This window comes from Clostridium sp. (genome assembly GCF_050717515.1).
Lineage (GTDB): Bacteria > Bacillota > Clostridia > Clostridiales > Clostridiaceae > Clostridium_AD.
Map to the genome: position 1 here is coordinate 309,407 of NZ_JBOITL010000032.1, position 13,000 is coordinate 322,406.

A 13,000-nucleotide genomic window follows, 5' to 3' on the forward strand; every position below is an offset into this window, starting at 1 on the left:
TAGTTTTTTTGATTGTTGAAAGCATAAAATTACTATTTTACAGATTGACATCAAAAAATTACGATTTAGAATCGTAATTTTTTGACATGCTATTACAATGAATAATCATGTAAACGATGTTACAATGAAAATAAGTCGAAAGTAAAAAAATATACAAATGAGGAGAAATTAATATGAGAAAAGCATTTATTTGTCCAACTAAATATGTACAAGGTGAAGATGAATTATTAAATTTGGGATACTTTGTAAAGGGTTTTGCAGGATCTGCTCTATTAATTGCTAATAAAGATGATGTGGAACGTGTTAAAGATAAATTAGATATAACCGCTAAAAAATTTGAAATAACTTTTGTAGAAAGTGAATTTATAGGTGAATGCACAAGGCAAGAGGTTGCAAGATTACAAGAGGTTGCTAAAAGTAATAAGTGTGCTTGCATAATTGGTCTTGGTGGTGGTAAAGCAATTGACACTGCTAAATGTGTTGCAGAGGGAGAAGCATTAATTATTGTTCCAACTATAGCGGCTACAGATGCACCAACAAGTCACTCTGCGGTACTTTATACTGCAGAAGGAGCATTTGATGATTATGCTTATTTTAAGCAAAGTCCAAGTGTAGTTCTTGTTGATGTATCAGTTATTGCAAAAGCACCAACTCGTTTCTTGGTTTCAGGAATGGGCGATGCGTTATCGACATATTTTGAAGCAAGAGCAACTTCAAAATCATATTCTAATGTTAATGCAGGATTACCTTGCGGTTTTAGAGAAGGTTTATGTGGTCCAGCAAGGGGAACAAATGCAGCATTGGCACTTGCTAAGGTATGTTATGAAACTCTTATGAAGGATGGAGTAAAAGCAAAGGCAGCTTCAGATTGTAATTTAGTAACACAAGCATTAGAAAATATTATAGAAACAAATATTCTTTTATCAGGGCTTGGGTTTGAAAGTGCAGGACTTGCTGGAGCTCATGCTATTCATGATGGATTAACTATTTTACCAGGAACTCATAAATACTTCCATGGTGAAAAAGTTGCATTCGGTACAATTGTTCAGCTAGTACTGGAAAATGCACCTACAGAAGAAATAAATGAAGTATTAGATTTCTGTGTGCAAATTGGACTACCAGTTTGTTTATCAGATATAGGAGTAGATAGTATCACAAACGAAGAACTTATGGCAGTGGCTGAAAAGGCATGTATTCCAGAAGAATCAATTCATGCTATGCCATTCCCAATAACTACCCAAGCAGTAGCGGCATCAATTATAACTGCAGATAAAATAGGTAGAGATTATAAAGAAAAGAGAGGTAACTAATGAAAAAAATAATTAATAGTCCAGAAACTGTAGTAATGGAAATGTGTAACGGTATAGTTTTGGCACATCCAGAATTAGAGTTTGTTAGAAAATATAAAATAATAAAGAAAAAAGTTATTAATAAAAACAAAGTAACTCTAATAAGTGGAGGCGGAAGTGGACATGAGCCAGCTCATGCTGGATTTATAGGCAAGGGAATGTTAGATGCTGCGGTATGCGGAGATGTATTTGCTTCCCCATCTCAAATTCAAGTATATCAAGCAATTAGAGCTACTGCTAGTGATAAAGGAACATTGTTAATTATCAAAAATTATAGTGGAGATATGATGAACTTTAAGAATGCAGCTGATTTAGCAATTGAAGAGGGAATTAAAATTGATTATGTTAAAGTAGACGATGATATTGCAGTTAAAGATAGTTTATATACTGTAGGACGTCGTGGGGTTGCAGGAACTGTACTAGTACATAAAATAGCAGGTGCTGCAGCGGAACTTGGATTATCACTAGACGAGGTTAAGTCAATTGCGCAAAAAGCTATTGCAAATGTTAGAAGTTTAGGATTTGCATTTACATCATGCACTGTACCAGCTAAAGGAACTCCAACTTTTGAAATAGCAGAAGACGAAATGGAATTTGGTGTTGGAATTCATGGTGAACCAGGAATTAAGAGAGAAAAAATGGCCTCGGCAGATGAACTTGCAGAAAAAATTGTAGATTCAATTTTAAAAGATATGAATATAGATGGTACAAATAATGAAGAAGTTGCATTATTAATAAATGGTTTTGGAGGAACACCACTACAAGAATTATACTTGTTTAATAATTCAGTTGCTTCAAAATTAGCAAAAAGAAATGTTAAAATAAACAGAATTTTTGTAGGAAACTATATGACAAGTATAGATATGCAAGGTGCTTCTGTATCAATTATGAAATTAGATGATCAGCTTAAAGAGCTATTATCAAAAGAAAGTGATACTCCAGCATTTAAGGTAACAGGTCCTGTAGACCAAGTTGAATATGTAAGCGTAGATACTTGTAGTGACGATGCAGAGGCAGTATCATTTAAGATAGAGACTGATGAAAGATTTGCAAAGCTTAATAATGAAAAAGTAAGTTTTAATAATATGATTTATATTATTGATAAAATGAGTGAAGTTATTATTGACAATGAAGTTCCATTTTGCGAATTAGATTCTCAGGCCGGAGATGGTGATTTTGGTATGAGCGTAGCAAAAGGATTTAAGCAATTGAAGAGAGAATGGAAAGAGATTCTTTCAGAAGAACATATGAATATTGGAGAGTTTTTAAATGCCTGTTCTTTGGTAATAATGGAACATTGCGGTGGAGCATCAGGCCCAATATGGGGATCAGCATTTAGAGCAGCAGGTAAACAGGTTGGAACAAAGACTGAATTAAAAATTTTAGATTTTGCAGAAATGATGAAGGCCGCTGCCAAAGGAATTCAAGTTGTAGGAGAACGTTCTTTTGGAAGAGGAGCTGTAGTCGGAGATAAGACTTTAATAGATGCATTAGTTCCATGTGCCGATTCTTTGATAAAAAGTGCAAAAGAAAACATAACTTTCAAAGAAGCCTTTGAAAAGGGAGCTAAAGCAGCAGTTGAGGGAGCTAAAAAAACTGAGAAAATTGTGGCACGTATGGGTCGTGCAGGAGCAGTTGGAGAGAGAAGTTTAGGCTACCCAGATGCAGGAGCAACGGGACTTGCTATAATATTTACTGAAGTTTCAAATGCTATAAAATAATAATTTGTATTTTTATTAGATAAGAAAGACTTGTGAGTTAATCACCAGCCTTTCTTATTTTTATTTGCGGTATAATTAGAAAAAGTATGACAAGGATACTATTTTGGTAATTATTAAAACTAACTTCAAAATATGGGTAATATAAGATATAATGTGTATATAAGATTAAAATTTGAAAAATATTAAGAGGTGATTATATGAAAATTAAAAAGAAAGTTGTCAAATATTCTGTAATTATAATTCTCATACTATGCTTATTTTCTTTAGGAAGCATAGTGCAATTTGTTATTAATATTAAGTGGTTTAAAGAAGTGGGTTACCTTTCAGTATACTTTACAAAAATACTTACTATGTCAAAACTTATAATACCTATTTTCATACTTAGTTATATTGGTATATGGGTATACTATAAGGGCGTAAGAAAGAGTATCATACAATTGAAAAAGGTAGTTGAGGTAAATCCGCAGAAAGATGCTACCCAGAAAAAGATTTTTATCGCTTGTAATTTAGTTGTTTCATTTGTATTTTCTTTTGCTATTGCATCTAAATATTCGAATAGGGTTCTTCAATTCATAAATGCAGTTAGTTTTAATGTGAAAGACCCTATTTTTAATATGGATGTATCTTTTTATGTGTTTAAATTTCCTTTAATTGAATCTTTATATAGTCTTGTAATGACACTACTTGTATGCTTAGTTATTATTAAAATAGTAGTTTTCTTCGTATTTAAATGGAAGGATACTTTTCATGCAGGGAAGATACAAAATGGCATTGTAGGATCAAAAAAACTTGGGAAAGAACTCATTACATTTGGAGGAAAGCAGATTGCAATTATCTCTTCGCTTATAGCACTTTTCCTATCACTTGGATTCTTAATAAAGATATTAAGTTTAGTGTATAGTCCTAGGGGAGTTGCGTATGGGGCAAGCTACACGGATATTCATGTAACATTACTTTTTTATAAGGTATTGATTGTAACTTGTATAATTGCTTCAGTAGTAATATTTATGAGTGTTTTAAAATCAAAGTTTAAGCCTATAATAATTTCAATTGGTGCTATAGTTTTGATAAGCTTTGTAGAAGGAATATCAGGAGCAGTAGTTCAAAGCAGTATTGTAAAGCCAAATGAAAAGCAACTTGAAAAACCTTATATTCAAAAGAATATTAATTTTACAAGAAAAGCCTTTAATATAGAAGATATCACTACAAAAGCTTTTAATGTAAAAAATGATTTGAAAAAAGAGGATATTCCAGATAATCAGAAGACGGTAGATAACATTAGGATAAACTCAACTGTGCAGGCGCTTGAATTTTATAATCAAGTTCAAATATTAAGATATTACTATAATTTTAGTGATATAGACGTAGATAGATACAAAATAAACGGTAAATATAGTCAGGTATTTATTTCAGCAAGAGAAATAGACTCAAAATCATTATCACCAGATACTTGGCAAAATACTCACATGATTTATACTCATGGTTTTGGAGTTGTAATGAGTAAAGTAAATGCTGTTACATCAGAAGGTCAGCCTGATTTTGTAATTAAAGATATGCCAATTGCAAACAGTACAGATATTAAGTTAACTAATCCGAGAATTTATTTCGGTGAACAAACAAATCAGTACGCATTAGTAAATACTAATGTGAGTGAATTTGATTATCCTCAAGGTGATTCCAATAAAGTAACAAATTATGCTGGAAAAGCCGGAATCAAAATGAATTTAATGAATAAAATTTTATTTGCAGTAAATAAAAAGGAACTAAATTTTTTACTATCAAGGGATATTAAGAGCACAAGTAAAATTATTATAAATAGAAATATAGTTGAAAGGGCAAAGACTATAGCTCCATTTTTAAGTTATGACGGAGATCCATATGTTGTTGTAAGTGAAGGGAAAGTATATTATATGCTTGATGCTTACACTACGTCGGCCAAATATCCGTACTCTCAGCCACAAAATGGAATAAACTATATTAGAAATTCAGTTAAGGTTGTAATCGATGCTTATGATGGGGATATAAATTATTATATGGCTGATTCAACTGATCCAATTGTGCAAACCTACGCAAAAATTTACCCTAAATTTTTCAAGGATATGTCAGAGATTCCAGCTGACCTCAAAGCACATTTTAGATATCCATCTGATATATTTAATATTCAAAGCGCGGTCCTTGGGAAATATCATGTAACTGACCCTGGAGTCTTTTATAGTGGGGAGGATATTTGGGATGTTTCTAAGAATGCAAACGAAGTAGGGGGTGAGGTTAAAACAACTATTCCACCATACCTCATACAGAAATTGCCAGGTACAGACAGTGAAGAAATGATATTACAACAATATTTTAATATAAAAGGAAAATATAACATGACCGCAATTTTAGGTGCTAGAATGGATGTGGGAAACTACGGTAAATTGTTCCTAAATAAATTTCCAGCAGAAAAAACAGTTTACAGTCCGCACCTTTTTAATCAGAGGGTAAGTCAGGATACTACAATTTCAGCACAGCTTTCACTGTGGAATACAGGTGGATCTAAAGTACAATATGGAGATACAGTAATTCTACCAATAAAGAATTCGCTTTTATATATTGAACCTCTATATATAAGAGCTAGTGGGAAAAATAGTATTCCTGAAATGAAAAAAATAATATTATCTTATGATAGCAAGCTAATGATGGTTGATAATATTGAAACCGGACTTGCGCAGATATTCAATTATAAGGCGCCAAATGCAGTAGTGCCAGGTACAAGTGGAACTACTACAAATCCATTAAGCCAAGCTAAAATCGAACTAATTAAGCAGGCAAATGATTTATATTTAAAAGCGCTTGAGGCTCAAAGAAATCTAGAGTGGACAAAATATGGAGAATATAATAAGCAACTTGGCACTATACTAAAACAATTAAATGAATAAAAAACAAAAGACAGATGCAGCATTGTATCTGTCTTTTGTTTTAACATTAATAAATCGAGGGAATAGTTAGAATCTACCGAAACAATTAGAAAAAGAATGGATACACAAGAGAGTATTAAGACTGGATGTTTTAAAAGTATATTGACATTAAGAAAGATATAGGGTAATGTTTATTATAGTTTGACAATTATCGAAATGAGAGGAGTATTATGGATATAAAAAAAATGACAAAAATATTTAAAGCACTTTCTAATGAAAATAGATTAGAAATTTATCTTGAAATAGTCAAAAACAGTGAGCAAAGTTATGATGCGAATAATGAATGTTTTATTTCCGAAATACTAGATGCTTTAAAGATTGGGGCTCCTACTATTTCACATCATTTAAAAGAATTAAGCAATGCTGAATTGATATTCACGGAAAAACGAGGTAAATTTTTAGTGGCTAGAGTTAATGAAGAATTAGTAGGTGAAGTTTTTGATGCGATGAAGAGAAAAAGATATTAAGCAATTTAGGGTAATATCTTTTTACACTTCATAATATATATACTTTATGCTAATACTTCGATAATTATAAAAGTATGAAAGTTACAATGGAATTTTAATGTACATAAAAAATAACGAATATTGTGGAGGAGATTAAATGAGATTACTTGATGGCTTTATATTTTTACTTAATATTATATTCACGGTTTTATTAATAAAAGGTAGATTTAAAAAAATAAAGGCTACTAAGTATATTCCACTTATATCTTTTGGTTTTTTCATATTTGATATAATATTTCAAAAATTAATATGGCAGTTATATCCCCTTTATTTAATAACTGTTATATATTTTATACTTACAATATTATATATGACTTCAATTTTAAAAATAGAAAATATAAGCAGCAGGCCTAAAATCAATAAAATAATAATTTCAATTATGATATTATTTATAATTATTTCAGGTATTTCAGCCTATGCTTTCCCAGTTTATAAAATACCAACTCCAAAGGGTAAATATAAGATTGGTACTGAGTCTTTTGACATAACAGATCCGCAAATCAAGGCAATTTACAGCAATAATTTAAATAATAATAGAAAAATAAAAATTCAAATTTGGTATCCCGCAGAAACTGTAAAAGATTATAAAAGAGTACCATGGCTTGAGGACGGTAAGGTAGTAGCAAAAGCTTTAGCTGTGGATATGAAGCTTCCTTCTTTTGCTTTGGAGCACACTGCACTTGTTATGTCTAACTCCTTTGAAAAGGCACCTATTAGTAATGAATTAGAAAAATATCCTATAGTAATTATTTCTCATGGTTGGACAGGCTTTAGGAATCTTCATACAGATGTAGCAGAGGAGCTTGCTAGCAATGGGTATATCGTTATAGGAATTGACCACACTTATGGTTCTGAGGTGACTGTGTTCAATGATGGAGAAATTGCTTATTTAAACAAAAAGGCTCTTCCTAAAAAAGAGGTTACACCCAATTTCTTAGAATACGCAGATAAATTAGTTAATACCTATGCAGGGGATGTAAACTTAACTTTAAATGAGCTTGAAAAATTTAATGAGGGTGAAGTAAATTCAAATTTTAAGGGGAAGTTTGATTTATCAAGAATAGGACTTTTAGGACATTCCACTGGAGGAGGAGCAGATGTATCCATAGCACTTAAAGATAAAAGAATAAAAGCTATTATTGGAATGGATGCCTGGGTAGAACCAATTAATGCAGTAGATATTGATAAGGGCTTAAAAATACCAGCTTTATTTTTAAGAAGTGGTGAATGGGAAGTAGGTTTAAATAATAAAAATTTACGTTCTCTAATAGATAAAAGCTCTGGTCCAATATCACTATATCAAATCAATGATACAACACATTTAGATTTTACAATGGTATATATGTACTCCCCATTAACTAAGTATATTAATATAACAGGAAAGCTAGATGGGAGAATTTCTTCTTCGATTCAAAAGGACTTTATTCAAAGTTTTTTTGATAAAAACTTAAAAGATAATAATTCTATAAACATTAGTAATGTGGCAGATAAATGGAAAGAAGTGAAAAAGATAAAGTAAGTGATAATTAGATAAAAATAAGGAGTGTTTTTATGTTAAATATAAAATTTGATTCAAAAAATTTATATCAGGCTATGTCAAGTAGAATATCTGTAAGAAATTATAAAAAACAGAAACTATTAAAAAAGGATTATGATTATTTAAATCAGAAATTAGAATATATAAACAGTTTGAATATGGGTGTAAAGGCATATTTAATAAACCAAGATAATGAAGATATATTTACAGGCATAATAGGCTCTTATGGCAAGATAAAAAATGCACCTAGTTATTTCCTGCTAGTAGGAGATACTTCAAATGAAAATATTTATGCACTTGTAGGATATGTAGGTGAATATCTAGTGCTAGAAGTACAAGCAAAAAACATGAGTACCTGCTGGGTTTCTGGTACATTTAAAAAATCAAAATTACCGAGGGAAGTAATAATAAATTCTAATGAAAAGGTATTTTGTGTTATATCTGTGGGATATAGGGATCAGAGTAAATCTGATTTTGCTAAAAAAGTTATTAAATCAGCTAATAGAAAACCAGTTGATAAATTAGTCCTTAATCACGAGAAATTGCTGAATGTACCTGAATATATACAAAAGAGCATAGAGTATGCTAGGATTGCACCTTCTGCGATAAATAGGCAGCCGTGGAAATTTAGAGTATATGAAAAGGAGATAGATTTGTTGCTTGATAAAGGTATAATCAAGATTGATAGGCTTATAGAATCTAAAAAACTTGATTTAGGAATAGCTCTTTTCCACATTGTAGTTGTACTTAATCATTATAATAAAGAGTTCAATATATCATTTGAAAAAGAAGTCTTTGCAAAAATTACTGTACAGGGTACATTACAATAATATGGATTTTCAATTTATTTAAGATATAAAATAATGACTATTATTTTATATCTAAGTAAAGTGTTTTATTAAATTTAAAAAATATATGTTATGTTAAACAAACAAAGAGGGCAAAATATGATAAACTAATAAGACTAACAAAACTGACAAGGAAGAAGAGAGGTGTATAAAAATGGAATTTATCAATGGTCTATTTAATAAAAAAACTCAAAAGGTAATAAATGATTACCAAAATAAACTTCCTGAGGATATACAATACATTGATTCATATGTAGAGAAAATCAAACTAGCCTTAGTGAAGAATAATATAACTACTGTTCAATTATTTTATTCATTTGATGGCAGAGAATTATTTGATAAGATCAAGAATGAAAATTCATCTAAGAACATCTTAGTTTTATACAAAGGGCATATTGACAATATAATTGCAAAAGCTGGATATATTAATATACATTACTCAAAACGCGCTAATTACTCTTTAGTTGTTTTTCAACATCAATTTATATATGAAGAATTGTTTGGAGTTGAATTATGGAATGATGGAAGTTCAACACCTCAGAAAATACATACATTTAATTGTTACATATCAGAAAAAATTAATTATTTTGCAGGTATGAATTGTAAAGTTATGGGTATAGGTATAGGAAATATCAACAAGAAACAGTATGAAAATTTGATGGAAGATTATCATAAGACAGATAAAACATCCAAAAATAAAACAACCCCAGGTAAAGTAGCAATATATACAGGCATTGCATCTACAATTGGGGCTGGATTGCTTATAGGTTTAAAATTATGGTCAAAAAAAGATAAAAAATAATACACAAATTATACGTTTAATAAAAAGAACACGCTTATTTTAGCGTGATTTTTTTTACGTGAAATTTAAGTTATTTTATGACATTATTTGTTGTTTCAATTCTTAAACCTTTTTCATTTAAAGGATTGGGTATACTTAACAAATATTTTAATGTTAATCTATAATTTTTGTAGTAAACCAATCAAATCTGCCGCGAACTAACTATATATAAATTATAGCATATAATACATATTTATACATAAAAATGTTCAATGCTATGCTAGCTTCTTAAAAACCACTGTAAACTTTATACTTTCATTTTCAATACTTTGGACAAAAAATTTACCTCCCATTTTTTCAACCCCTGCCTTTGCTATTGGTAATCCTAATCCAAAGCTACCGTTATTGGTTCTAGATTTATCTATTCGATAGAAACGATCAAAAATGTGGGTTAAGTGTTCCTCCGTGATTCCTTTACAACTATTTTCCAGAGTAAAAATTGCACCTTGCTTCGATTTCATCAGACAAGCACAAACACTTCCCTTTTCACTTGTATATTTCATTGCATTATCAAATAATATCAATAAAATCTGTTTTATGACTTCGTAGTTTCCTAAAACAATAATATTAGATTCAATTTTTTCTTTAAAATCAATGTTTTTATCAAACAAATAAGCTTCTATTTCTATAATTACTTCGTTTACAACATCACTTATGTTAATTTTATCCAAAAAAAATTTTATATTTTCTTCGTCAGCCTTTGCAAGAGACAGAAGATTTTTAATCAAATTCTCCATTCGCTCAGTTTGAGATAAAATGTTTTTTGTCCATTTAATAACTTCCAGCGGATATTCCTTGTTTGCCAATACAGCATCCACGTTTGCATTAATAATAGCAACGGGTGTTTTTAATTCATGGGAAGCATCAGATATAAATTGCTTTTGTTTTATTAACGAAGTTGATATGGGTTTAATAGCATTATTTGCAAATACAAAACTAATGCCAAAAATTATAACTAGAACAACAGCACCTACAATGAAGAAAGTAATCAACAGCTCATTTAGAACAGTATAGCTGTCTGTGACATCTAAAAACGAGATTCTTTTTTGTGTTATTGTTTTACCAATAGTATTATCAGCATTAATTGATGCCTGAACAGTTTTATTTATTTTATATATCCAACGTCTATCTAAAAGCCTTACCATTCCAATTTCCTTGCCTTCTTTATTTACTATTTGAAGGGCTTGCTTATATACATCAGAGGGCAACTTAAGAGAAGATTGAGCTTTTGTAATATTACCATTATTATCCATTAAAAGAGAAAATGAAGTATAATAATCAGTAGTTCCTATAACTGCTACGGTTTTAGTATTTGTTCCATCCGAAAGCATTTCTTTAGTGGCAATACTTTTAATTTTCTCATAATTTTGCTTTTGTATATTTGAATCAGTTGTCGTATAAATAACAAAAAAACACGCTAAAACAATAACCGAAATAATGGTCATATTCCATAGCATAAACTTATTTCTTAATTTTATCAGCATATAATTTTCCCATAAACCAGTTTATAACCAACCCCTCGAATAGTCTGTATGCTTACTTCGGAATTAAGTTGTAAAAGCTTTTTGCGAAGAAAAGAAACATAAACCTCTGCATAGTGATCATCGGCTTCTGAATCAAAACCCCATACCTTTTCAATTATTTTATTTTTCGAAAGAGTTGAATTTTGGGTCTCAATAAATAATTCTAAAAGTTGACTTTCTTTTAGTGTTAGTTTAAATGATTTTTTACCGCAATATATAATCAATGTATGGGGATTTACTTCTACATCCCCATAAGACAATGCGTTACTAGGCATAAGTTCTCCTTTTCTTCTGGAAAGCACACGAAGCCTAGCCAATAGTTCATCTGTTTTAAAAGGTTTAGTAAGATAATCATCAGCACCACAATCTAGTCCAATTACTTTATCCTCAGTTTCGCTTTTTGCTGTAAGTAATATTATTGGTATAGGCAATGCTTTTTTACGAATCTCTTTTAGTATGGAAATTCCATCCATTTTCGGAAGCATAATATCTAGAACAATTATGTCATAAATCCCCGAAAGAGCAAAATCCAAACCAGATTCTCCATCACAAACTACATCTGCTGTATAGTTATTTTTTCGTAATACATCCGATAAAGCATCAGCCATTTGCCGTTCATCTTCAACTATTAAAATCCTCATAAAACCCTCCCATAGCACCTAAAGTGCCTAAAAACCGAAAATAACGATTTTTAGGCACTTGGGGCAGATTACTGAATATTAAACATTACATCAGTATTAATATTGATATATTATTTAAGCTTACCTGGTAATTCTGTTACCCAAGTTTTACCGCCATCTGTTGAGTAGACTACTTTATTAGTTTCAGCGTCTATTTTAGCCATAATGCCATTGTCAGCTATATCAGAAGGATTCAACTGTTCTACTACACTTGTACCATCAGCTAAAACTTTAATAACCTCCATTTTACCTGTATTTTCTGTTGCACTTTTGTCTTTCAAACCCTGAGGAGCATTTTTGGACCAAGTTTTACCGCCATCTGTTGAGTAGACTACTTCATTAGTTTCAGCATTTATTTTAATCATAATGCCATTGCCAGCCATATCAGAAGGGTTCGCCTGTTCTACTACAGCTGTACCATCAGCTAAAACTTTGTACACCATTTTACCTGTATTTTGTGTTGCATTTTTGTCTTTCAAACCTTGAGGAGCATTTTTGGACCAAGTCTTGCCATTATCCACTGAGTAACTTGTTTCGTTAGTTTGAGTGTTTACTCTAGCAATAGCACCAACCTCTTCAGTGTTTGCAGCAAATGCACAGGTGTTTGCAAATGGAGTTAGCCCTATAGCTAATACCGTTGCTCCACATGCAATGACTTTAATTACTTTCTTTTTACAATTCATATTTATTCCTCCTTGTATTATTATAATTTTTTTGGTAAGTGGCCACCTTACAATATTAATTATAAATGTGATACCTCAAATCTACCTCAAAGGAGTTTATCTACTAAAGCATGAAATATGCTACTATTAATTCTATTATATACATCAGCACATCTAATTGGACAAAAGCAAGTGATAATGGGAATGCAAACAACACAAGCCCTGTAAATTTATCCTTACTTTGTATAAAAATACAGTTACAACTTAATCATTAGAAATATTATACCATCCCATCTTTTTTTTACAAACTAATAATCATAAAATTTTTATTTTACAGTATATTATTAGTTTTTCGTTGTAAACATGCCAGTTAGTG

Annotated in this window: 10 protein-coding genes; 7 read left to right on the forward strand and 3 right to left on the reverse strand. The window is 30.6% G+C overall.

Going from position 1 to position 13,000, the window contains the following annotated elements:
* Positions 1-173 precede the first annotated feature (173 nt).
* From ACREV6_RS17405 to ACREV6_RS17435, 7 genes are all read left to right on the forward strand, one after another.
* A complete protein-coding gene (locus ACREV6_RS17405) occupies positions 174-1,310 on the forward strand; it encodes a glycerol dehydrogenase (protein ID WP_431579307.1) in 1,137 nt (378 codons plus the stop codon).
* Positions 1,310-3,070, forward strand: a complete 1,761-nt coding sequence (gene dhaK / locus ACREV6_RS17410; protein ID WP_431579308.1) for a dihydroxyacetone kinase subunit DhaK — start codon at positions 1,310-1,312, stop codon at positions 3,068-3,070. The genes ACREV6_RS17405 and dhaK overlap by 1 nt, the downstream gene beginning before the upstream one ends.
* A 197-nt stretch (positions 3,071-3,267) precedes the next feature.
* Entirely contained in the window at positions 3,268-5,988 is a 2,721-nt protein-coding gene (locus tag ACREV6_RS17415) for a UPF0182 family protein (protein ID WP_431579309.1), read from the forward strand.
* 209 nt (positions 5,989-6,197) lie between these two features.
* The gene (locus tag ACREV6_RS17420) at positions 6,198-6,494 is read left to right on the forward strand and encodes an ArsR/SmtB family transcription factor (RefSeq protein ID WP_431579310.1); all 297 of its coding nucleotides are present in this window, start codon (positions 6,198-6,200) and stop codon (positions 6,492-6,494) included.
* Between the two features lie 136 nt (positions 6,495-6,630).
* The gene (locus tag ACREV6_RS17425; RefSeq protein WP_431579311.1) at positions 6,631-8,052 is read left to right on the forward strand and encodes an alpha/beta hydrolase family protein; all 1,422 of its coding nucleotides are present in this window, start codon (positions 6,631-6,633) and stop codon (positions 8,050-8,052) included.
* 32 nt (positions 8,053-8,084) lie between these two features.
* A complete protein-coding gene (locus ACREV6_RS17430) occupies positions 8,085-8,900 on the forward strand; it encodes a nitroreductase family protein (protein ID WP_431579312.1) in 816 nt (271 codons plus the stop codon).
* Between the two features lie 172 nt (positions 8,901-9,072).
* Positions 9,073-9,720 carry a hypothetical protein gene (locus ACREV6_RS17435; protein WP_431579313.1) on the forward strand — a complete coding sequence of 216 codons (648 nt, stop codon included), beginning with the start codon at positions 9,073-9,075 and terminating at the stop codon, positions 9,718-9,720.
* 254 nt (positions 9,721-9,974) lie between these two features.
* Here the strand turns inward: ACREV6_RS17435 and ACREV6_RS17440 are convergent, their stop codons facing one another.
* The 3 genes from ACREV6_RS17440 to ACREV6_RS17450 all read right to left on the reverse strand — a co-directional run bounded on the left by ACREV6_RS17440 (position 9,975) and on the right by ACREV6_RS17450 (position 12,645).
* Positions 9,975-11,243 (reverse strand): sensor histidine kinase, encoded by a 1,269-nt coding sequence (locus ACREV6_RS17440; RefSeq protein ID WP_431579314.1) that lies wholly within the window; start codon positions 11,241-11,243, stop codon positions 9,975-9,977.
* Positions 11,237-11,923 carry a response regulator transcription factor gene (locus ACREV6_RS17445; RefSeq protein ID WP_431579315.1) on the reverse strand — a complete coding sequence of 229 codons (687 nt, stop codon included), beginning with the start codon at positions 11,921-11,923 and terminating at the stop codon, positions 11,237-11,239. Before ACREV6_RS17445 ends, ACREV6_RS17440 begins: the two co-directional genes overlap by 7 nt.
* A 110-nt stretch (positions 11,924-12,033) precedes the next feature.
* The gene (locus ACREV6_RS17450; protein ID WP_431579316.1) at positions 12,034-12,645 is read right to left on the reverse strand and encodes a sialidase family protein; all 612 of its coding nucleotides are present in this window, start codon (positions 12,643-12,645) and stop codon (positions 12,034-12,036) included.
* Between the last annotated feature and the right edge of the window lie 355 nt (positions 12,646-13,000).

What these genes read in the sequence shown, in the direction of transcription:
- ACREV6_RS17405 (WP_431579307.1), top strand. Translation starts at nt 174, where the DNA reads ATGAGAAAAGCATTTATTTGTCCAACTAAATATGTACAAGGTGAAGAT.
- dhaK (WP_431579308.1), top strand. Translation starts at nt 1,310, where the DNA reads ATGAAAAAAATAATTAATAGTCCAGAAACTGTAGTAATGGAAATGTGT.
- ACREV6_RS17415 (WP_431579309.1), top strand. Translation starts at nt 3,268, where the DNA reads ATGAAAATTAAAAAGAAAGTTGTCAAATATTCTGTAATTATAATTCTC.
- ACREV6_RS17420 (WP_431579310.1), top strand. Translation starts at nt 6,198, where the DNA reads ATGGATATAAAAAAAATGACAAAAATATTTAAAGCACTTTCTAATGAA.
- ACREV6_RS17425 (WP_431579311.1), top strand. Translation starts at nt 6,631, where the DNA reads ATGAGATTACTTGATGGCTTTATATTTTTACTTAATATTATATTCACG.
- ACREV6_RS17430 (WP_431579312.1), top strand. Translation starts at nt 8,085, where the DNA reads ATGTTAAATATAAAATTTGATTCAAAAAATTTATATCAGGCTATGTCA.
- ACREV6_RS17435 (WP_431579313.1), top strand. Translation starts at nt 9,073, where the DNA reads ATGGAATTTATCAATGGTCTATTTAATAAAAAAACTCAAAAGGTAATA.
- ACREV6_RS17440 (WP_431579314.1), bottom strand. Translation starts at nt 11,243, where the DNA reads ATGCTGATAAAATTAAGAAATAAGTTTATGCTATGGAATATGACCATT.
- ACREV6_RS17445 (WP_431579315.1), bottom strand. Translation starts at nt 11,923, where the DNA reads ATGAGGATTTTAATAGTTGAAGATGAACGGCAAATGGCTGATGCTTTA.
- ACREV6_RS17450 (WP_431579316.1), bottom strand. Translation starts at nt 12,645, where the DNA reads ATGAATTGTAAAAAGAAAGTAATTAAAGTCATTGCATGTGGAGCAACG.